18 protein-coding genes are annotated in these 22,584 nt (G+C 47.9%); 17 read left to right on the top strand and 1 reads right to left on the bottom strand.

Translation table 11 applies throughout. The features are described from left to right. Positions 1-6 precede the first annotated feature (6 nt). The 3 genes from V6C11_RS13995 (at position 7) to V6C11_RS13985 (ending at position 3,832) form a co-directional block, all read left to right on the top strand. Positions 7-1,134 (top strand): murein hydrolase activator EnvC family protein, encoded by a 1,128-nt coding sequence (locus V6C11_RS13995; RefSeq protein WP_333531815.1) that lies wholly within the window; start codon positions 7-9, stop codon positions 1,132-1,134. 203 nt (positions 1,135-1,337) lie between these two features. Continuing rightward, on the top strand, positions 1,338-2,489 hold the full coding sequence (locus V6C11_RS13990; protein WP_333531814.1) for a S41 family peptidase: 1,152 nt from the start codon (positions 1,338-1,340) through the stop codon (positions 2,487-2,489). 95 nt (positions 2,490-2,584) lie between these two features. Further along, on the top strand, positions 2,585-3,832 hold the full coding sequence (locus V6C11_RS13985) for a PDZ domain-containing protein (RefSeq protein ID WP_333531813.1): 1,248 nt from the start codon (positions 2,585-2,587) through the stop codon (positions 3,830-3,832). 150 nt (positions 3,833-3,982) lie between these two features. Here the strand turns inward: V6C11_RS13985 and V6C11_RS13980 are convergent, their stop codons facing one another. Then, entirely contained in the window at positions 3,983-4,246 is a 264-nt protein-coding gene (locus V6C11_RS13980) for a DUF3243 domain-containing protein (protein WP_333531812.1), read from the bottom strand. A 54-nt stretch (positions 4,247-4,300) separates the two neighbouring features. Between V6C11_RS13980 and V6C11_RS13975 the strand changes: the two genes are divergently transcribed. The 14 genes from V6C11_RS13975 (at position 4,301) to V6C11_RS13910 (ending at position 22,581) form a co-directional block, all read left to right on the top strand. Further along, the gene (locus V6C11_RS13975; RefSeq protein WP_333531811.1) at positions 4,301-4,555 is read left to right on the top strand and encodes a hypothetical protein; all 255 of its coding nucleotides are present in this window, start codon (positions 4,301-4,303) and stop codon (positions 4,553-4,555) included. Positions 4,556-4,652: 97 nt separating this feature from the next. After that, positions 4,653-5,216, top strand: a complete 564-nt coding sequence (locus V6C11_RS13970) for a uracil-DNA glycosylase (protein WP_333531810.1) — start codon at positions 4,653-4,655, stop codon at positions 5,214-5,216. Between the two features lie 116 nt (positions 5,217-5,332). Beyond that, positions 5,333-7,351 (top strand): excinuclease ABC subunit UvrB, encoded by a 2,019-nt coding sequence (gene uvrB / locus V6C11_RS13965; protein ID WP_333531809.1) that lies wholly within the window; start codon positions 5,333-5,335, stop codon positions 7,349-7,351. A gap of 329 nt (positions 7,352-7,680) precedes the next feature. Continuing rightward, positions 7,681-10,557, top strand: a complete 2,877-nt coding sequence (gene uvrA, locus V6C11_RS13960; RefSeq protein ID WP_333531808.1) for an excinuclease ABC subunit UvrA — start codon at positions 7,681-7,683, stop codon at positions 10,555-10,557. A 113-nt stretch (positions 10,558-10,670) separates the two neighbouring features. Continuing rightward, positions 10,671-11,078, top strand: coding sequence for a type VII toxin-antitoxin system MntA family adenylyltransferase antitoxin (gene mntA, locus V6C11_RS13955; RefSeq protein ID WP_333531807.1), 408 nt, complete (start codon positions 10,671-10,673; stop codon positions 11,076-11,078). Further along, positions 11,071-11,496, top strand: a complete 426-nt coding sequence (gene hepT / locus V6C11_RS13950; protein ID WP_333531806.1) for a type VII toxin-antitoxin system HepT family RNase toxin — start codon at positions 11,071-11,073, stop codon at positions 11,494-11,496. The genes mntA and hepT overlap by 8 nt, the downstream gene beginning before the upstream one ends. A 186-nt stretch (positions 11,497-11,682) precedes the next feature. Further along, positions 11,683-14,157, top strand: a complete 2,475-nt coding sequence (locus V6C11_RS13945; protein ID WP_333531805.1) for a LuxR C-terminal-related transcriptional regulator — start codon at positions 11,683-11,685, stop codon at positions 14,155-14,157. Positions 14,158-14,362: 205 nt separating this feature from the next. After that, positions 14,363-14,596 carry a DUF2442 domain-containing protein gene (locus tag V6C11_RS13940; RefSeq protein WP_333531804.1) on the top strand — a complete coding sequence of 78 codons (234 nt, stop codon included), beginning with the start codon at positions 14,363-14,365 and terminating at the stop codon, positions 14,594-14,596. A 45-nt stretch (positions 14,597-14,641) separates the two neighbouring features. Next, complete coding sequence (gene alr, locus V6C11_RS13935) at positions 14,642-15,766, top strand: alanine racemase (protein WP_333531803.1); 1,125 nt, start codon at positions 14,642-14,644, stop codon at positions 15,764-15,766. Between the two features lie 38 nt (positions 15,767-15,804). Next, positions 15,805-16,965, top strand: coding sequence for an ABC transporter substrate-binding protein (locus V6C11_RS13930; protein ID WP_333531802.1), 1,161 nt, complete (start codon positions 15,805-15,807; stop codon positions 16,963-16,965). Between the two features lie 17 nt (positions 16,966-16,982). Continuing rightward, a complete protein-coding gene (locus tag V6C11_RS13925; RefSeq protein ID WP_333531801.1) occupies positions 16,983-19,388 on the top strand; it encodes an MFS transporter in 2,406 nt (801 codons plus the stop codon). Further along, a complete protein-coding gene (locus tag V6C11_RS13920; protein ID WP_333531800.1) occupies positions 19,385-20,101 on the top strand; it encodes a hypothetical protein in 717 nt (238 codons plus the stop codon). The genes V6C11_RS13925 and V6C11_RS13920 overlap by 4 nt, the downstream gene beginning before the upstream one ends. A gap of 29 nt (positions 20,102-20,130) precedes the next feature. Beyond that, complete coding sequence (locus V6C11_RS13915; protein WP_333531799.1) at positions 20,131-21,273, top strand: ABC transporter substrate-binding protein; 1,143 nt, start codon at positions 20,131-20,133, stop codon at positions 21,271-21,273. Positions 21,274-21,300: 27 nt separating this feature from the next. After that, positions 21,301-22,581 carry an NHLP bacteriocin system secretion protein gene (locus V6C11_RS13910; RefSeq protein WP_333531798.1) on the top strand — a complete coding sequence of 427 codons (1,281 nt, stop codon included), beginning with the start codon at positions 21,301-21,303 and terminating at the stop codon, positions 22,579-22,581. Positions 22,582-22,584: the final 3 nt, after the last annotated feature.

The following is a 22,584-nucleotide window of genomic DNA, read 5'->3' as shown; positions in this document are numbered from 1 at the left end:
ATTTCGGTGCGATATCGTTGGCCACAAAGAATGATTGCCTTAACCTTGGGTTTGGCACTGCTGGCAGGAACGCCAGTTATGGCCGCCGCAACCTTGGATCAACAGTTAAACCAAGTCAGAAATCAGCTCAATCAAAAGAAAAACCAAGAACAGCAAAGCAAGAAAGAAGTGAAAGATTACTCCCAGCAGCTAGTTTCCATCAATCAGTCGATTGACCAAAAATTTGCTAGGATTAAAGAGTTGGAGTCTACCCTAACCAGTGCCATGAAGACACTGGAAAAAACAAAAAAAGATTTAGCTGAGTCGGAAGAAAGGTTAGAAGATAGCAACCAACAATTAAGAATGCGCGTTAAGGGCATGTACCAAAGCGGCCCAGTCAGCTACTTGGAGGTACTGCTAAACTCAGGTAGTTTTTCGGATTTTACGAACCGACTGGAATTCTTAACCCGCATGGTCGAAAGTGACAAGACCATCGTGGATCGCATCAGTAAAGAAAAGCAGCAGATAGAGGAGTACAAAAATTCCCTCGAGACCAGGGCCCGTCAGATTGCCAGCATGAAAAAAGAGCAGGAACAGGTGATGGCAACTTTAGCCCAGGCTCAAAAGGAAAAGACCGGCCTCCTCAAGGAAGCCCAACAGGATTTACAGAAAACTGCTGCTGAAGTGGATCGCTTAGAGGCCCAAGAAGATGCCATCCTAAGGCAAATTGCCCAGCAAAATGCCCAAAAGGGCGGCAGCTACAGTGGAGGCGTCTTTAGTTGGCCAGTGCCTGGCCATAGTAGCATCTCATCACCCTTTGGCTACCGGATACACCCCATTTTGAAGGAGAAACGCTTCCACGCGGGGATTGATATTCCAGCCCCCACCGGTACCAGTGTCATTGCTCCGGCTGAAGGCACCGTTATTTTCTCCGGGACCATGACCGGTTATGGTAAAGTGGTAATGATTGACCACGGTGGTGAGGTGGTAAGCTTGTACGGTCACCTTTCAGCCCAACTCGTTAGCAATGGCCAGACAATTGCCAAGGGAGCCACCATTGCCCGGGTTGGTAGCACAGGCATGTCCACAGGTCCCCACTTACACTTTGAAGTGCGTAAAAATGGATCGGCAGTGAGCCCACATAACTACCTATAAAAGTAAAAGCCGGGGGACCCCCGGCTTTCTTTGGCACTATCGGAAGGAATAAGATTTTAAGGATTAGTATAAAAAAGCGAAGGCTTACGCCAAGCTTTTCTAACCCTATTAATAAACCAATTACTGGAAAATTCTTTGTAATGAACTGCAAATTATTGTAGTATAATACATGTGTAGAAGAAAAGCGACGGGCGGGTGTTAGAGTGAAGAGAGATTCATTGGCCTTCTGGGGTAAACTCACCATTGTATTGGCTTCTCTGGTATTTGCCATCATGTTATTGGTGGGCGGTACCTTGGCAGCCAATTACAAAGGCTTAGGAAATTTAATCAAAGTGGTAACCCTGGTAAAGAGCCAGTATTTATTTGAGATTGCACCGGAGCAAATTGTCGAGGGGGCCATTAAAGGTGTGGTAGAGTCCTTGGACGACCCCTATTCCACTTACTTGGATAAAAAAACCTTTTCAGCCCTGCAGGAGCAAATACGAGGTTCCTTTGGCGGCATCGGTGTGCTGGTGGGAGTAAAGGGCCACTATTTAACAGTTGTTAAACCCTTTCCCAATACACCGGCGGCCGAAAAGGATATTAGAGCCGGTGACATGATTACCGCCATTGATAACAAACCAGCCAAGGACATGGATACCGAAACCGCGGTCAATCTCATGCGGGGGCCAGTGGGTACCTCCGTAGAGTTAACCATTCTCCGGGAGGGGCGCAAAGATCCTTTCCCAGTACAATTAACCCGGGAAGAAATTAGCGTGCCTACAGTCGAGGGAAAAATGGTTCCCAAGGAAGACCATATGGGCTACATTATGATTAGCCAGTTTACTGAAAACACGGGTGACGAAGTGGTAAAAACCCTAGTGGATCTAAAGGGCCAGGGTATGAAGGGGCTCGTCTTGGACTTACGGGATAACCCGGGCGGCGAACTGAACTCTGCGATCAAGATTGTTGACCAATTCCTAGATGAAGGGCCCATTGTTCATATTGATTTTCGCATCGGCAGGGATCACACCTTTAATGCCGAGCCGGATAAACTAAACATGCCCTTGGTAGTGCTGGTAAACAAAGGCAGTGCCAGTGCCTCCGAGATCCTGGCTGGTGCTATTAAAGACGCCGGAGTAGGCACACTGGTGGGTACCAAAACCTTTGGCAAAGGCATCGTCCAGACCGTATTCCCCCTGGACAGCGGTGCCGGGCTTAAACTAACTACCGCCCGCTACCTCACACCAAAGAAAAACGACATCCATAAAAAGGGCGTCGCACCGGATGTCGTGATTGACCAAGAAGTGACCGCCCAAGAGGATAAGCAGCTGGATACTGCACTGAGGATATTGAGGGAGAAGATGGCTTCCTAGGCTTAAGGGTATTCCTTGCAGGTCGGCTATTAGCCATTCGCTTTTAAAAGCGAATGGCTAGAAGCGAATGGCTAAAAGCTAATCGAGGTGTCTCCATGTTCCCTATTTTTGATATAACGCCAATACTATTCCAAACCTTAGCGATGGTTTTTTTAGAACCACAGATTTTGCAGTTGTTTCTAGTGGTGTTGGCCATCGTGGCCCTGCAGTATTACCGTATGGGTAAGGCGAAGGAAAGGATGTTTGGGCTAAAACCCCGCAGCCCCTGGCGGGATGTGTTGATTGCCACAGGCTTTGGGCTGGTGGGTGGTATTATGGCCAGCTACATTATGGTCTTTGTGGGACTAACGCTGTCCGGTTCAGGCTTAATCTACCTTTGGCCCCTGGCCATTTTGTTGATGTTAATAGATGCCAGATTTTTATGCTTTGCCTATGCCGGCGGCATATTGGCCCTCAGTTCCCTCATCTTTGGTTGGCCCAAGATAAGTGTACCGCAAATTCTCGGTCTGGTAGCTATTTTGCATTTTATAGAGGCCTTTTTAATCTGGGTCAGCGGTCACTTGGGTGCCATGCCTGTCTTTATTAAAAACGCCCAGGGTAAAGTGGTGGGAGGCTTTGCCCTGCAAAAATTTTGGCCCATTCCCCTGACTGTCATGGTCGTCATCGGGCAGACCAGCATCCCCGCCGGAGGCATCAGTATGCCAGATTGGTGGCCCTTAATCAAAGGTGATCTGGGGAGCAATGTGGATAACATGATCTATTCCCTCATGCCAGTGGTGGCCGGGTTAGGCTATGGTGACCTTGCCGCAGCCCGCAGCCCCAAACAAAAGGGGAAGATCTCGGCAGTCTTACTGGCTTTATACAGTGTAATTTTATTGGTACTGGCAGTTTTGGCAGATCGTCAGCCCTTCATAGGGATTATCGCAGCACTTTTTTCACCCCTGGGACATGAACTGCTCATCTACCTGGGCAGGCGCATGGAAGCTGGCAAGTCCATTTATAGCACTACCAGCGAGGGGGTAAAAATACTGGACGTGGTGCCTGGCTACCCAGCCTGGCAGGCAGGAATCCGCTCTGGTGACGTCATCTTAGAGGTCAACGGCATGGCTGTAGGCAGCCGTCAAGGCCTGGAATTTGCCCTGGGTGTTTATAACAAGGTACAAATTACCTACTACTCCCAGGCAGCAAAACAGGTCTACCGTGAAGGCATTGACTACGGGGCAAAGGAAATGTTAGGTCTCCTCCCAGTTCCCGAAGGAAATGAAGAGGTGTTCATGGAACTCTCCACCAACGGCCCCCTACGCAGGTGGTTGAACAACCGCTTTACGAGGGACAGGAAGTGAAGGCAATGAGCCAGAGGGCCGTCATACCAGCCAATTGCTAACGGCTAAAAGCTAAAGGTCCATGGCCAATACAAAAAGGGAGTGTCGTCGCTACAAAAAGTAGCAGCAACACTCCCTTGATCGTTTACCGAATATAACTACCTTATATAATTACCTTGAACGGCTGGCCAATTTAGTCATCAGCCGAGCCAGCACGGCTTGTTCATCCTTGTCAGCCACATCCCACAGTTCCTTAACAGCCCTTTGCTCAGGATTAGCCGGTTGAACATTTTCAGCTAAAATGGTACCAGCGGTCATGGCATATTGTTGTACCTTATCCCGGGAAAGCCCCAATTCCTCCGCAAACTCCATGGCCTGACCAAGATACTTTTTCCAATTATCCCAACTGGTATTAGCCTTTGATAAATCCAGCATATGCATCCTCCTCATTTCCTCTTTACCTATAGTTTGGCGGAGGACCAATAAAATATGCATGATGGGAAAAAGTTTATAGCCATTAGCCCCAAAATGGCCGTGGGCCGTGGGCTTTTTAGCCGTCAGCCAGCCGCCTTCAGCTTTTGGGCGAGTAGGTATTCCTTAAGGGGTGGGCTGTTAACCATAAACAAAAGTAGGGGCCGACCTTTGGTCGACCCGTTCCCTAGCTATTCCACAATCTCCCATGCCCCTGCTGGTGCCTCTGGCGGCATGAACAACCGCAGCCACCATCATTTTAAACGGCTGTAACCTTGTCAATGGAAGCAATCTAATTTATTATAATTTTTATATACTAGCAAGAAATACCCTTAATCCAAAAAGCTGACGGCTAATACAGGAGGTTTTTATGTCTTTAGAACAAATGGCAAAGGATATGCAAAACTGCACCCGCTGTGGCTTGGCGAATGGAAGAACAAATCTTGTTTTTGGTGTCGGCAATCCCAAGGCCACCCTTATGATAATCGGGGAAGGACCTGGGCAAGACGAGGATAAACAGGGCCTGCCCTTTGTGGGCCGGGCCGGTCAACTTTTAGATCGGATATTGGCAGCCATTGACCTAACCAGGGAGGAAGTATATATCGCCAACGTGGTCAAATGCCGCCCCCCCAACAACCGTGTACCCACCAGGGAGGAGGCCAAGGCTTGTCTGCCCTACCTATATCGGCAAATTGAGCTTGTCCAGGCCAAGATCATTGTGCTGCTGGGCAACACGGCCCTGCAAAACCTAATCAGCCCCGCAGCCACCATTACCAGAACCAGGGGCCAATGGTTGGAAAGTAAAAGCGGCATCAAAATTATCGCCTCCTTTCACCCAGCCGCAGTTCTTAGAGACCCCCAAAAACGTCGCCCAGTCTGGGAAGATTTCCAGATGGTGCGGGAGGAGTATCGCCGGCTTATGAGCAATTCCTAGGAATTAGCCTTGGATCAGAGCCATCAGTTCCTGGCCGTTTTAGCCAGTGCGGATGGCTGATTTTAACATTGACCGAAATGTTATAATATCTAATGGATAGAAGGTAGGTGATACCCTTGGAATTTAACTTAAAATCAGAGTTTAGCCCTCGGGGCGATCAGCCGCGGGCCATTGAGCAGCTGATTAAGGGGATTAATCAGGGCCAAAAACACCAGGTATTGTTGGGTGCTACCGGTACGGGCAAGACCTTTACCATGGCCAACATCATCCAACAGGTCAAGCGGCCGACCCTGATCCTGGCACCCAACAAAACCCTGGCAGCACAGTTGTGCAGTGAAATGAAAGAGTTTTTCCCGGAAAACTCCGTTGAATATTTCGTTAGTTACTTTGACTATTACCAACCAGAGGCTTACATTCCCCATACCGATACTTACATTGAAAAGGATTCCTCCCTCAACGACGAAATTGACAAACTGCGCCACTCCGCCACCACTGCCCTATTGGAGCGGCGGGATGTTATTATCGTAGCCAGTGTTTCCTGTATCTATGGTTTAGGTAATCCGGAAACCTACCGAGATTTGGTGTTGTCCCTGCGGGCCGGGGGTACCTACGACCGGGATGCCATTCTGCGTAAGCTGGTGGATATACAATACGAAAGAAACGATATCAACTTTAGTCGGGGAAAATTCCGGGTACGGGGCGATGTCATAGAAATATTTCCCGCCAACGCCAGTGAAAGGGCCTTGCGGGTGGAGATGTTTGGGGATGAAGTGGAACGTCTGTTGGAAATAGACGTGCTGACCGGCGAGATTTTAGGGCAAAGGCAACATATTGCCGTGTTCCCCGCCAGTCACTTTGTCACCGATGAGGATAATATGAAAAGGGCCATTGCCACCATTGAAGCAGAACTGGAGCAGCGGTTAAGGGAACTAAGAGATGCCGATAAACTGTTGGAAGCCCAGCGACTGGAGCAGCGCACCCGCTACGATCTGGAAATGATGGCCGAAGTGGGCTTTTGCTCTGGTATTGAGAACTACTCCAGACACCTAACCGGACGGGCTCCCGGCGAATCACCCTTTACCCTGCTGGACTTCTTCCCAGAGGATTGGTTGCTTGTCATCGACGAATCCCACGTGGCGGTACCCCAGGTTGGCGCTATGTACGAGGGGGACCGTTCCAGAAAAACCACTCTGGTAGAGCATGGCTTCCGCCTGCCCTCGGCCCTGGATAATCGCCCCTTAAAGTTTCAGGAATTTGAAGCCAGGGTTAACCAAGTGATCTACGTATCCGCTACCCCGGGTAACTATGAATTTAAGCACCAAGAGCAAATCGTAGAACAAATTATTCGTCCCACCGGTCTGCTGGACCCGGAAATCACGATCAAACCCACCAAGGGCCAAATTGACGATCTGCTGGGTGAAATTCGCATTAGGGTGGAGCGGGACGAAAGGGTCCTGGTAACCACCCTGACCAAAAAAATGGCCGAGGATCTTACGGACTACTTTAAAGAAAACGGCGTGCGGGTACGCTATCTGCACTCAGATATCCATACCATGGAACGAATGGAGATTCTCCGCGACCTACGCTTGGGCACCTTCGACGTGCTGGTGGGCATCAACCTGCTCAGGGAGGGCTTAGACTTACCGGAAGTCAGTCTGGTGGCCATCCTGGATGCCGACAAAGAAGGCTACCTGCGTTCCGAACGCTCCCTTATTCAGACCATCGGCCGGGCTGCCCGTAACGCCGAAGGCCGAGTGATTATGTATGCGGACAAGCTGACCGACTCCATGAAAAAAGCCATTGGCGAAACCAATCGCCGTCGCAAAATTCAAATGGAGCACAACCAAAAGCACAACATCACCCCGGAAACCGTCCGCAAGGCAGTAAGGGATATTATCGAAGCAACCAGAGCCGCCGAAGAAAAAGCACCCTACATCGCCCAAAGCAAAGCCGGCAAAATGACCAAGACCGAGCTGAAGAAAATGATTGCCAAACTGGAAAAAGAAATGAAAGAATCCGCCAGACACCTGGAATTCGAACGGGCAGCCCAATTAAGGGACGCCCTGATCGAGCTGCGTCTGCAGCTTAGGGGCGACAAGAACATTAAGCCGGCGATACCGGAGATTGAGTATTAGTCTGGGCCTAACCAGGGGGTCTGACCCCGGTGAAAAAAGGCAAAACCCTAGTGACCCAAGAGCACCCGACAAAAGCACCCGCCAAGGGTGCTTTGTACTTGTTTCAAAAGAGACAAAATCATTACAAATACCGTACAAATGTTCTGATAGCCATTGTCTTTTTCCCATTAATAAAGTATAACTTTATATAAAGGTACCAAACAATGAGTAACAGCCAACAGCCAGGGCCTACGGCCCAAAAAGCGGATGGCTAAAACATCCAACGAACCACAACTTACCATCACAACACAACAAACCGTTGATATACAAAACAAAGGAGCTAACACCAAATGTCCGACCAAATCCTAATTCGTGGGGCACGGTCCCACAACCTGAAAAACATCGACGTGGATATCCCCCGGGATAAGCTGGTGGTGATTACCGGGCTTTCCGGTTCCGGCAAATCCTCCCTGGCCTTCGACACCATCTATGCCGAAGGTCAGCGTCGCTATGTGGAATCCCTGTCTGCCTATGCACGGCAATTCCTGGGGCAAATGAATAAACCGGACGTTGATTATATAGAAGGCCTTTCTCCGGCCATTTCCATCGATCAAAAGACCACCAGCCATAACCCACGTTCCACCGTGGGCACCGTAACGGAGATTTACGATTACCTGAGGCTGCTTTTTGCCAGGGTGGGCCGGGCCCACTGCCCCAAATGCGGCCAGTCCATTAGCCAGCAGACCATCCAGCAGATGGTGGACCAGCTCATGGCCATGCCTGAAGGCACCAAGCTGCAGCTGCTGGCCCCGGTGATTCGGGGTAAAAAGGGTGAACATGTCAAAATCTTTGAGGACATCAAGAAAAGCGGCTTTGTGCGGGTGCGGGTGGACGGAGAAATCTATGAAATCACCGAAGCACCTCCATTGGATAAGAAAAAGAAGCACACCATCGAAATTGTGGTGGACCGCATGATCATCCGCCCCGGCAGTGAGAAACGGCTGGCAGATTCCCTGGAAACCGCCCTTAAGCAAAGCGAAGGCATCGCTATAGCTGCGGTCATAGATGGCGAGGAACTTACCTTTTCCGAGAACTTCGCCTGCTCCGATTGCGGTATCAATATCAGTGAAATCAGTCCCAGGCTTTTTTCCTTCAACACCCCCCACGGAGCCTGCCCGTCCTGCACGGGTCTGGGGTTTAACCATGAGTTTGATCTGGAGTTAATTATACCGGACAAGGGCAAAAGTATCCAAGAAGGAGCCATTGAAGGCTGGCACAAGGGCAATATTGCCGCAGCCTACCTGGCTGGCGTGGCAGAAAAATATGATTTCAGTCTGGACACACCGATGGAAGAACTTTCAGATAAACATATGAAAGTGATCCTTTACGGCACGGGCCAGGAAAAGGTGAATTTTAATTATGTCGATAGCTATGGGCATCGGCATCGTTATGAAGTGCCCTTTGAAGGCATTATCGGCAACTTGACCCGCCGTTACCGGGAGACCCAGTCCGATTCCATGCGGGAAGAGTTTGAAAAATACATGAGTATCAAACCCTGCCCCAGTTGTCAGGGTGCCAGGCTCAAGCCGGAGGCCCTGGCAGTGAAGATCGGGGCGAAGGATATTGCCTCTGTCACCACCCTATCGGTGTCAGAGGCCCTAAAATTCTTTAAAAACCTGGATTTTACTGAAAAGGAGAAAATGATCGCCCGACAGATTCTTAAAGAGATTAACGAACGGCTAGGTTTCCTGGTCAATGTGGGACTGGATTACCTAACCCTGGGCCGGGCAGCAGGCACCCTTTCCGGCGGCGAGGCCCAACGCATTCGCTTGGCTACCCAAATCGGTTCCGGTCTGATGGGCGTACTCTATATTTTAGACGAGCCCAGCATTGGCCTGCACCAGCGGGATAACGAAAGGCTCATTGCCACCCTGGAACGGCTGCGGAATTTGGGCAACACCCTGATCGTGGTGGAGCACGACGAAGATACCATTCGGGTGGCGGATCACATCATTGATATTGGGCCACGGGCCGGTCGCTTGGGCGGCCAGGTGGTGGCTGCCGGCACCATGGCAGATATCATGCAAGTCCCGGAATCCCTCACCGGACAGTACCTCAGCGGTAAGAAATTTATCCCGGTACCCCTTAGCCGTCGTCCGGTTAAAGAAGAAAAGCTTGCCATTAAAGGAGCTGCAGCAAACAACCTAAAAAACATTGATGTAGAGATTCCCTTGGGGGACTTTGTTTGCATCACGGGGGTTTCCGGTTCCGGCAAGAGCAGCCTAATTAACGAAATTCTTTACAAAGCCCTGGCCCATAAACTGCACCGGGCCAAGGCCAAACCCGGCGAACATCTTGGCATTGAGGGTATCGAACACTTGGAAAAAGTCATCGATGTCAACCAGTCACCCATTGGCCGTACCCCCCGATCCAACCCTGCCACCTATACCGGGTTATTTACGGATATTCGGGATTTATTTACCCAAATGCCCGAGGCCAAGGTAAGGGGCTATAAGCCCGGCCGCTTTAGCTTTAATGTTAAAGGTGGCCGCTGTGAGGCCTGCCAGGGCGACGGTATCATTAAAATTGAAATGCACTTCCTGCCGGATGTTTACGTACCCTGCGAAATTTGTAAGGGCATGCGCTACAATCGGGAAACCCTGGAAGTAAAATACAAGGGTAAAAGCATCGCCGACGTACTGCATATGGAAGTAGATGAGGCTGTGGAATTCTTCGCCAACATCCCAAAAATCCACCGTCGCCTGAAAACCCTGCAGGATGTGGGTCTTGGCTATGTCCGTTTAGGTCAGCCAGCAACGGAACTCTCCGGCGGCGAAGCTCAGCGGGTCAAGTTAGCCACCGAACTAAGCCGCCGCAGCAACGGGGGCACCATCTACATCCTGGATGAACCCACCACTGGTTTGCACACCGACGATATTGCCAGACTGCTGGAGGTACTGCACCGCCTGGTGGACAACGGCAGCACCGTAGTGGTCATCGAACACAACCTGGATGTCATCAAAACCGCGGACCACATCATCGACCTTGGCCCCGAAGGCGGCGACAAAGGCGGCACCCTGGTGGCCACTGGCAGCCCCGAGGAAATCTGCCAAGTCAAAGCCTCCTACACCGGCCGCTTTCTCAAGCCGGTTTTGGAACGCGACCGCCAGCGAACCATTGCAGCCATAGAGAGCGGCGAAGTATCGGCTCTCATCGTCAGCGCCTAAACAACCCCCGTAATCCTTGAGATTACGAGGTCAAATGTCATATTATGCTAATAACATGATTGGACGGTATGATATAATAAAACCAAGGTTAAAGAAGAAATGAGGGGATGATATTGGATAAGCAGATTGCCATAGGGCAAATATTCAATAATTATTCCGAAATAGTTGCTGTCTATTTGTTTGGTTCCTTTAATGAAAATCCCAAACATGCCAGGGACATAGATTTAGCGGTATTAACCAAGAATGGTTCATTAAAGCCAGTGAACTTATACATGGAACTTTACCCGAGCTTGGTTAAAATATTCAGTCCCCTGGATGTTGATTTGTTATTTTTGCAAAATGCCCCCCTTGCAATAGCCTTTGAAATTATCAGCCAAGGAAAGGTAATTTACTCTTCTGACGAGGATATGCGCACAGATTACGAGTTCCTTATTTCCGGTCGGTATATGGATTTTAAATATCATCTGGAACGCGGTTACAATGAGTTGTATGAAAATTTAAAGGAGGAATTAGGTGTATAATAACTCCTTGATTTTTGAGAGGGTTAGCATTATTGCGAATTCGGTCAGCCGACTTAAAATATTGGCTGATACGCCACTGGACCAATTTCGGATTGATGAGGATGCCATCGATATTGCAGAGAATAGGTTGCGTAAAGCCTTGGAGGCGTTGTTTGATTTAGGGCGTCATGTAGTTATTAAATCCGGTTTAGGAGTACCCGCGGATTATCGGTCAGTCATAGAAAAATTAAGGGAAGCGGGCTGTTTGCCAGTAGATTTTGCCCAAAACATAAGTGGCATAGCTGGTTATCGAAATCGAATCATTCATGATTATAACAAGGTAACACCAGAAGAATTGTATGAAATTATGCAAAATCGTTTAACGGATTTAACCCAGTATTGCAAATATATTATAGATTTTACAAATAAAAAGAGATAAAATGAGCCAAGTGAAATTAAAGGGGTTGTTTGCACGATGAACCGAGTGGTTCTATGGCAAACAACCCCTTTGCCAAACTTCATTGGAATAAGGCGGTTTTCATCATTAGGACAAAAAATGTCTTTATTTACCAAAAATGCAGTGTTACAATTAGTTAGCAATAATTAACGGGTGGTGGGCCTACATATGAGACATCGTAATTTAAGGCGTGAGGGTATTCACTCACAACTTAGTTATCTATTTGACTACCCACTGACAGTGGTAGTGGCAGCGATGGGTTATGGCAAAACCACTTCAGTAAGGGATTTCCTTGATGAAAAGAAAGCAAACTATGTGTGGCTGTCGGTGGAAAGTGATGAAACCTCTGCCCAGTATATCTGGGATTCCCTAACCAGGCAGATGGCCAAAATAGATCCGGAACTAGGCAGTCAACTTAATGCTTTGGGCTTTCCCATTGATGCACCGCAAAGAAACAGAATAATTCAAATAATTGAAGACTATGTCTATATGAACAACGCCGTACTGGTGATTGACGACTATCATTTTGCTCATTCTCCAGAATTGGACGGGTTGCTGGAAAGAATTATTTGGTCCAATATTGGGGGCTTGCATGTTGTTATCCTTTCCAGGTTAAAACCGGAAATAAATATTGAAGAATTAAAGCTTAAAGGGTATTGCCACCAACTGAAAAGTGAAATATTTGAGTTGTCGGAGTATGAAGTAAAGGATTATTTTAAGCTGTTTGGACAGGATATTTCTGCCGCTACCGCAAGGCAGGTACAGGAGATTTCGGAGGGCTGGATCACCGCTGTCTACCTTATTACCCAGAGGTACTGCGAAATTGGCATATTGGAGCCGGGCAGAAATATCGAAAGTCTGATTGAAACGGCGGTAATGTCACGTTATACAAAGGAAGAAGCAGGGCTGCTGATGTCCCTTTCCATTCTTGGCAGCTTTACCTTGCAGCAGGCAGTGTATGTGACGGGAAACCGGGCAGCCATGGGAATTATTCAAAGGCTGAGCGACAGCAATTCCTTTATCCGGTATGATGAGCGGGCAGAAACCTATAAAATGCACAATGTTTTTAGCCGTTATTTAATCAAAAAGCTGGCAGAGCAAGCTGGCACCATGGGAACCAAAAAGCTATATAAGCGTTCCGGTCAGTGGTACATTGAAAAGGGTGAGGTGCTTTCGGGCTTAAAATCCCTTTTAAAGGCGGAGGAATACGACCTAATTTTGACCCAGTTTGAAAAAGAAGGAATAATTAAAGTCATAGACAGGGCTCCCCGGACGATCCTGGAATTATTTAAACAAATACCTCTGGAAGTGAAATACCGACATCCCATCGGCTACCTAACCTATGCCGAATTTCATCTTACCGCAGTGGATATGGTTGAAGGCACCGGGCTCCTGGCACAAATAGAGCAATATTATCAAAGGGATGAGCTCATCACCCCGGACCTGAAAAGACGGATATTCGGTGAAATTGCTCTTGTCAGAAGCTTCTGTCACTTTAACAATTTGCCTAAAATGCATGAATATCATATACAGGCGCACAAACTGCTTGCTGACGGCTCTGTAATCATGAACAAGGATATGATGTTTACCTTTGGCTCTCCCCACAGCCTTTATCTCTATTACAGAGAAAAGGGTCAAATGCAGTGGACGGTGGATTACTTGGATACGATCTTTCCTTATTTTAGGGAGGTGGCAAAGGGTCTAGGCACAGGTTTTGAGTATACCGCAAGGGCGGAATATTGTCTTGAAACAGGGGATTATGTTCAGGCCGAAATTTATGCCCATAAGGCTATCTACAAAGCACAGACCATGGATCAAATTTTCCTGATCCTATGTGCCAATCTAACCCTGGCCAGGCTATACATGTTACGGGGCCAATTCGCTAAAGTAAAGGAACGGATGAATGACTTATACTGCAAGGTAGTTGAGTACCACAATCCCGTCCTTAACTGTACCTATGATCTATGCGCCGGGTATCTAGGGGCCCTGATGCAGGAACGTGATACCTTTCCTGAGTGGCTTAAGGCGGGCGATATGGAGCAAAGTGATATACTATACCAGGGAATGGCTTTTAATTATATCGTTCACGCTAAAGCGGTACGGTTGGAGAAGAATTATATTAAATTAGAAGTGCTTTGCGAGGAAATGTATCCGCTCTTCTCGATATTTAACAACCTGCTCGGTTATGTGCATACCCATATATTAGATGCCATTGCCAAATCCAAGCTTTACGGAATGGCAAGGGCAAAGGAAGCGATCTTACCCGCTCTGGATATAGGCAGGGCGGATAATATCATACTGCCCTTTGCTGAAAACGGCAGCGATGTCCTGGATATATTGAGATATTTAAAAAAGGAAACCGGCAGTGATGATTATTTGGACAGGCTTATGGCGGCAACAGAGGCGTACTGCCACAATCTACAGGGGCTTGGTGAGAAAAAATCACCGAGCATTTCCCTAACGGAGCGTGAAAGGGACGTATTGCAACTGGTGGTGGAAGGTAAAACGAACCGAGAAATAGCGGCAGAGCTTTATCTTGCAGAGGTTACTGTTCGAAAAAACATAACATCGATCTACCGAAAATTAGGCGTAGGTGGACGGGCAGCGGCTGTAAAAAAAGCGATGGAGCTAAAACTTAATTGATGAATCGGGAACACTCTCGAGAGCACAAGGGGACGGTTCTTTTGTGCTCTGCCTTCATTGATAGGTTAGCACCAAGATCCTTCTCTGTCGCTCAATTTTGTATCTTCTCTAAAATGTATCTCATGCGTTAATATGAATTGGTAAAAAAACCTGCTATGGTAATTCCGTAGCGGGTTTTTTGTTTTTTAAGAAAGAGAGGTTCACGATGCCAAAGGTTGTAAGAGTGATACCGAATGATGACCATACTTTGTTGATTGAGCTTAATAACCAACACAAGATTATTTACGATATGAGATCCAGGCTGCAGTCCTTGCGTTTTTCCGGACTTAGGGATTTAAACCTGTTTAAGCGAGTCAGAGTGGAATATGAAAATACCCTTGTCTGGGACAGTTTGTGTGAAATTACCATCGACGAAATCCTCAATAGAATCGAAAGATAAAGAAGGATAGAAGGATAAAGAAAAATTTTCCGGAGGGTGTAAACTGTGCGGCACAATCAATTGGTATGGTCCGAAATCAATCTAACAAACCTAAACCATAACCTCCAAGTAATTCGCCAAAGAATCGGGCCAAAGCGAAAGATAATTGGTGTAGTAAAGGCCGATGCTTATGGACATGGAGCAGTGGCAGTGGCTAAGAGTATTCTTGGACAGGGTGTTGACCAGCTGGCAGTGGCCAGTGTGGCAGAGGCCCAAGAGCTAGGGCAGGCAGGAGTAAAGGCACCCATACTTATTTTAGGTGCTGCCTCCAGAGAAGAAATTTTACCAGTGGTGGAAGCTGGTTTTACCCCCATGGTCTATACGGATTCCTTTTGTCGAGATTTAGCCAGCACCTGCCAGGAAAAACAAAAGGTCTTAAAGGTACATGTACGGGTTGAAATTAACTCAGGTAATTTAGGGGTTTCTTTAAAAAATTGCCTTGGTTTTGTACAAAGAATTAAACAGTATCCCTGGTTGGAAATCGAGGGGCTTTTCACTCATTTAGCCTCTTCCTATGGGCATGATCGGGAGGCCATAGCCAAGGATTTAGCCAGATTTGATGCTCTGCTAAGGCGATTAAAGGAGCATGGTATAAATATTCCCCTTATTCACGCAGCCAGCAGTCCGGCAATTTTGCGCCTGCCAGAGGCCCATTATGATGCTGTGCGACCAGGTACCAGTATGTATGGTCTGCCCTCCTTCCTCAATCAATTAGAACCCTTAAAACCCGTTATGCAGTTTAAAACCAGAATAGCAGAAACAAAAATAATCTCCAGTGGGGAGCTATGGGGCTATGGCTACCAGGTCAATACCAACGGACCCATTCAGTTAGCAGTTATCCCAGTGGGTTATAGTAATGCCTTTTTTATGTTATTCCTCAAGCGTGGTGAAGTACTGATAAATAGCAGCCGAGCACCCATCGTGGGTAAAGCCTTTATGAGTCACACCCTGATTGATATAACCCAGTTGCCTCAAAAACCTTTGGTGGGAGACGAGGTGGTGATTTTTGGCAGACAGGGGCAAGAGACCATCCTGGTTCATGATATAGCAGAAAAAATTGACATAGGTACAACCCATTGTGAGAGTATTTGTTTCTTAAACAAATCCGTAGAGCGAAAGTATATTTCATAGCAGAAGAAAGGATGGCTTTAGTGAGGGAGAGATTGAAGATGTCCAGATGCATAAATAAGTTCATAGTAGGTGCGGTCTTGGCCCTAGGCCTTATTTTTACCCTGACCTACCCCTCTGAACCCAACCCAATTGATAAGACGAAGGCTCCGGAAATCAATAATCAAAAAAAATGGCGCATTGGCTATATGGAAAGCGAATCCTTTGTTAACTACGGCTCCCATTTATACCACTTGCTGCGGGGACTGGAGGAATTAGGCTGGCTTACCAGTATAGAGGCACTGCCGTATCAGCCTGGCCAACAAGACACCCATATGATGTGGCAATGGCTGGCCGCCAATGAGGTGAGCCCCTACCTGGATTTTGTGCCCGATGCCCATTATACCCTCAGTACCGATCCGCAATTGGCCAATCAGGTTATACACCGACTGAGGGAAAAAGAGGATTTAGATCTGGTATTCGTTATGGGCACCTATGCGGGAACGGTGGCTGCCACGGACCAACATCGGATACCCACCATGGTTATGTCCGCCAGCAATGCGGTTGATTCCAACATTGTGAAAAACGAGGAAACCTCTGGCATCCCGCATGTATGGGCCCATATGGACTCCACGAGGTTCTATCGTCAATTACAGGTTTTTCACGATCAATTCAATTTTAAAAAATTGGGGATGGTCTATGAAAACTCCGCAGCAGCCCGCAGTTATTCCGCCGTCAATGATGCCATGGCCCTGGGTAAAGAAAGAGGCTTTGAAGTAATAAGCTATCATGTGGCTGAGCCAACCCTGGATGGCAATACCGAACGCTATTACCGGCAGCTGGCAGAGGCCTACCAGAACTTAGCCGGGGAAGTTGATGCCATGTATATTACCATGGCCGCCATCGACTCCCAGAAGTTACCCCAGTTATTAAAACCCTTTCATGATAAAAAAATCCCTACTTTGTCTCAGCTGGGGGGCAGTGAGGTGAAATATGGTGTGCTCATGAGCATAACCATCGATGACAATACCAATATTGGGCGTTTTGAAGCAGCGACCTTGACGAAAATCCTTAGGGGGACCCCACCGGGTCAACTGCCCCAGGTATTCAGAAGTACCCCGCATATTTTATTAAACCTGGAAACTGCTGAAAGGATTGGTTACCAGACACCCTTTGAGATCCTATTGGTGGCAGATGAGTTATATCCAAATATTGCTGAATGAGATGGGAGTGAAGCACCATGGCAGAAGTTCGATCAAAAAGAATTAAAATAGTTATGCTAACCTCAGCCATTCTTTTAATTATCCTGGTGTTGGGTTTTACCGGCGGCCTTAATATTGCTTCCTTCCAAAAAAACTATACCAACTCCCTGATCGCCAGTTACGCAGTCTCCGGTCAAGAAACCGTACGAAAAATTGAATATGCGGTGAAGTATGGTAAGCCCTTAACCAACTTTTTTGGTATTGAAGAGTTGCTGTCGGAAAAAGTAAAGAACTCGGAGTACCTGGAAGCAGTACAGGTTATCTTGCCGGACGGCAGTATCCTTTATGACCAGCATGGTACTGTGCAAGGTCAAAAACTGCCCCAGGAGGTACAACAACAAATTAATTTCCAGCCGGACAAAGGAGAGGATACCTTTACCTCAACCCTTTATGGAGGCAAATACCATGCCATCATTCCCATCCGTGATGCCCAGTCAGCTTGGATTGGCAGTTTGGATCTCCTCTTTGATGAGAGGGTTATTCGTGAACACACAGCAAAATACTTAAACCAATTAGTACGTTATCTGGCCCTCTTAGCAGCTTTGGCCTTACTGGGGCTGTATTTCTTTGTGCAGAAAGCACCCCTGGTGGTGGACAACAAAATTAATAAGAAGTACATGCTGACCGGCTTTATTGTCATCCTGGGCGTGGTGCAAATAATTTATAGTGCTATCAACTACCAGATGTTTAAGCACGCCTATCGGGAAATAGCCCAGGAGACGGTGGCCATCAGTGCGACAATTATGCAAAAGGATATCAATTATGTCATCAACAAAGGGGTGCCCTATAGCAAACTGTATGACCTGGAAAGCTATATGCAGCGCATTGTTAAAGGGGTACCGGAAATTGAGAGCATCAACCTTTTGGGTGCCGATAATCAGGTGTTATACACCACAGCCAGCCGTGCAATTTCCGAAACCACCAGGGATGACCTAAGCACCGGTTTGCACCTGGCTAAGGATAGACAAAATAATAGTGCCAAAATATCGGTGCGAATTTCCGAAAGCTACTTAAATAGTAAATTACAAGCTGTCATTCTGGACGGCTTAACGGTGTTGGTGGCCTCACTGATCATCATGGTTGAAACCACCCTATTCCTCTTAATCTTCTTAAATCGCTGGCTGCAGCGGGAAAAAGTTCCGGCCCAAGGGGGCAGCGGTCTTTTCGAACCAGGTATTATGCGGCCGCTTTCCTTTGTGCTGTTCTTCGCCGTGTTTATGCCCAGTGCCTTTATCCCCCTGTTGATGAAGGAAATTTATCAGCCATTCCTGGGCCTGTCGAAAAATATCGTCCTGGGCTTACCCATTTCCATGGAAATGTTAGCCGCCGGCCTTGCCACGGTGGTGGCAGGCTATCTGGTGGATAAATATGATTGGCGCAAGATTTTCTTTACGGGTTTATTTGTTTTAGCCGTGGGCACAGCCCTGTCCGGGCTGGCCAGGGAACCGCTGCTATTTATCCTGGCCCGGGGTATTGTGGGTATTGGTTACGGTTGTTCAGCTATTTCAATGCGTTCCTTTATTAATACCCTACCCGGTGATGAAGCCAAAAGCCAGGGCTTTACAGCCATGACCGCCGGGCTGTACGCTGGTCTGTTGAACGGTGTGGTAATCGGTGCCATGCTGGCAGACCGGATGGGCTATTCCCAGGTTTTCTTTGTTGCCTTGGCCTTTATGCTTTTGGCGGTACTTTTTGCCCTGGCCTTTTTCCGGGATACATCCCTGGCAGGTCGTCAAGCCTGTTCCCTGGCTAAGGCGGTGGGTCAAGGAAGCGGCGGTCTGTGGGGCTTCTTTGGCAACAAGCAAGTACTGACCTTTTTCCTGCTGATTGTGTTCCCCCTAACGGTTTGCAGTATGTTTCTGGATTATTATTTTCCGTTATTTGCCGAAAGCATGGGGGCTTCAACCTCTAACGTCGGCAGAGCCTTTATGCTCAATGGTCTTTGTATTGTCTATTTAGGTCCCCTGCTGGGCAAATACACCAGTAAATACCTGAGTCCCGGTGGTTCCATACTGCTATCTGGCCTCATCATTATTCTGGCCTTTCTGCTGTTCTCCCTCAAGGCCACTTTGTTAACGGCCTTCATCGTGGTGGTTTTACTGGGTGTGGCCGAAAGCTTTGGCCTATTGGCCCAAAATAATTACTTTTTAAGATTGGAAGCTACCCAAAGGGTTGGTTCTGGTAAGGCCTTGGGTTATTACGACAATATCCGAAAAATGGGCCAAATGTCAGGGCCGCTGCTCTTTGGCGGTGTCTTAGCCTTTGGTATTTTAGGAGTGGGAGCCATTGGGGCAGTTTCCTTCGTTCTGCTGGGGTTGTTCTGGCTAACCAATCGGCAAAGAGGTGGGTTGAGTAATAAGCCTGATAAGGGAGTGGGTCTGTGAGGATCGTAGAAACAGGAGACTTAATTGAAGCCGTCACCGGGGTTTGCCCCTTTCAGATGATTTTACTGGACCCCGGTTATTTGCCCGCCATAGAGGCCCTGCAGGCTCTGGTATTGTCTAATTTAGAAAAAAAGGAACTATGTGTTCGTTTAACCGGGGCAGAAATAAAAAACATTCTGGCAGGCCAGGGCTTAGCCCTGGGAGTTATCGTCAAAAGGAGATTGGTGGCCTTTTGTGCCCTCTGCTTTCCGGGCCGCAGTGAGGATAATTTAGGGAGGGAATATGGTTTACCCGAGGCAGAATTGTCCAAGGTAACCCATTTGGAGATTACCCTGATTGCGCCGGACTACCGAGGCAACGATTTACAACGACGGATGTTTAAGCATTTGGGCCAACTGGCCCAATCCCTGGGTCGCTGGAGGTACTTGTATTCCACCATCGCCCCGGCTAATTACCCCAGCTTGAAGGCAGTAATGAAGCAAGGTCTGCTGATCGTAGATCTCAAGCAAAAATACAATCATTACTGGCGGTATATTCTGTTTCAGAATATGGATCGGCCGCTGCAGCTAGACAGGGGTCAAGTAATCCCGGTGCCGCCGAATGATTTAGCCGCCCAGCAGAAGTTGCTCCAGGCAGGTTACATCGGCTTTGCATCCAGGCAGGGTCCAGAGGGGGTACAGATACTATATGGCAGAAGGCTAACCATTACGTAAGGGCTGGTCAGATAAAGGGAGGAGTGTTTATGAGGTTTGTTTTATTAGCAATACTACCGATGTTTTTGCTTACGGGATGTTTCGGCGAAGTAAATATGGCCGAGGAAAGGGCAGGTTGGGTTAAGGATATCAGCCATGAAATTGTCTTTGGTATTGCCGGTCCCAAGCAATTGATTGATACCACGGATTTTATGGAGGGTATCAACCTGGCTTTAGAGGAAGTGAATGCCCAAGGTGGGGCAGCCGGCCGGCAGCTAAAGGTTGAACTGGGTGATGATGAAAGTACCTTTATCATCGGTTCCACCGTGGCCCAGTCCTTTGCCAATGACCCCAGGGTGATGGCGATCATTGGGCACTGGCATACCCATATAACCCTGCCCGCCTCCACTATTTATGAGAATGCCGGTGTGGTAATGCTCTCGCCGGTGGTTTCCAACACCGAGCTCTGTCAAAGGGATTATCAATATGTCTTTCAAAATATCCCCAGTGATGCCCAAATAGGCAAACAAATGGCTCTCTATGCCGACCAAAGGCGGTATAAAAATATTGTCATCTATTACTCCAATACTCCCTATGGTTTAGGCCTGGCCAACGCCTTTGAAGATGTGGCCAGGGAAAAGGGCATCCGCATTGTGGACCGCATCAATGGCTTCATTGATAGCAACGAGTTTAAGCGCAGTATGGATAAATGGGAAGCCCTGGATTACGATGCGGTATTTGTGGCAGGCTCCATGCCGGATGGCGGACTGTTTATTCAAGAATTGAAAAAGCATCGCCGGGATATACCCATCCTGGGTGGCGACGGTCTGGATTTTGACTTCATTGAGACCTTGGGCCAAGATGCCGAGGGAGTTGTCCTGGCCACCATATTTAACCCCACAGACCCAAAAAGCAGTGTGCAGGATTTTATCAAGAAATTCGAACAGAAGTATCACAAAAAACCAGATGTCTGGGCCATTCAAGGTTATGACTCGATCCAACTGCTGGCTTACGCCATTAATAAAGCTGACAGTCCCCTGCCGGCGGATATTGCTGCCACCCTGAGGGCTACCAAGGACTGGCAGAGCGTTGGTGACAGCATTGGCTTTAATGAAGACGGCACCATCACCGACAAGGCTGTCTTTAAAAAGGCAGTAAGGAATGGCCAATTTGATTATTTGCCTGAAAACTAATCAATCAATTAGAAAGGAGGGGCTAAAATGAGTGTGTTTCGCAAGGTGTCCTTAGAAAGACTTTCTTCGCCGGAACAATTGGATCAAATGATCACCGTCACCGCACCAAGGGCCTGGTTTTCCCTGCTAGCCATTGCTGCTATCCTGGTTACGGTTGTTTTTTGGAGTATCTTTGGCAGTATTCCTTCCAAAACCCAGGGACAGGGCATCATTGTTAAAAGCGGCGGTATTTATAATCTGGTCCATGTCAGTGCCGGGCAAATAACCGATGTCCGGGTCAAGGCCGGAGATTATGTGAAAAAGGGCGACGTTGTGGCCAGAATTGATCAGTATGAATTAGTGGAAAAAATCAATGGTTTAAAGGCGGTCTTGAGTCAGGTTAAAGCACTGCAGCAAGTACAGCTTACCACTGCCGGCGGCAGCATGGAAAATGAATTGGAGCAACTGCGGCAGTTGAATAGACGAATTGAGCAGGCTAAGGCAACTTCTAGCTATGAAGAGGAATTTAACGACCTCAAACATGAGTTGATCAATGCCAAAGTCCAGCTTTTGCAGTACCAAATCAATGAGCGGGAACAAGCATCGGATGTAGCAAGGCTTATTCAACTAGTTGAAGCTGGGGCTGTCCCACAGGAGGAATTGTTAAAAGGCCAAAAGGAGCTTTCCTTGCTGCAAGTACAAACCCAGGGGGCAGAGGTGGCAGTGGACCGTACCCTGTCCACTATCTCAGCCAAAGTTACGGATACCGAGGAAGCGATTAAAAAGGCTCAGGATGAACTGCAGCTTAAATCGGCCATCGTATCCGAAGAAGAAGGAAGGGTTCTGGAGGTTATTGTCAACCAGGGTGATTTGATCCAACCGGGCAGCAAAATAGTGAGCATTGAAAAGGCCGGGGAAGCTATTCAGGGTCTGGAAGCGGTATTATACATACCAGCCCAGGAAGGTAAAAAGATCTTGCCAGGTATGACGGCGCAAATATCCCCCACCATTGTCAATAAGGAAGAACACGGTTTTCTGTTGGGTCGCGTGGTATCTGTTTCGGAGTACCCCGCCACAGGCCAGGCGATGATGAATACCCTGGGCAATGAGGAGTTAGTGAAACAATTGGCCGGTCAGGGTGCCCCCCTGGAAGTACATGTTGATTTAATCGTGGATACCGCCACCGTCAGCGGCTACAAATGGTCCACCCCCAAGGGACCACCCATCTTAATTTCCAGTGGTACCATGTGTGCTGGTTCTATCACCGTACAGGAACAACAGCCTATTCGCATGGTTATTCCTTTGGTTAAGAAATATCTCCCCATATAGGGA

Origin of the sequence: Desulfotomaculum sp. 1211_IL3151 (assembly GCF_036763075.1) — a bacterium.
GTDB lineage: Bacteria > Bacillota > Desulfotomaculia > Desulfotomaculales > Desulfotomaculaceae > Desulfotomaculum.
Note: the sequence above shows the minus strand (reverse complement) of the source record. Positions and strands in the feature narration are given on the sequence as shown.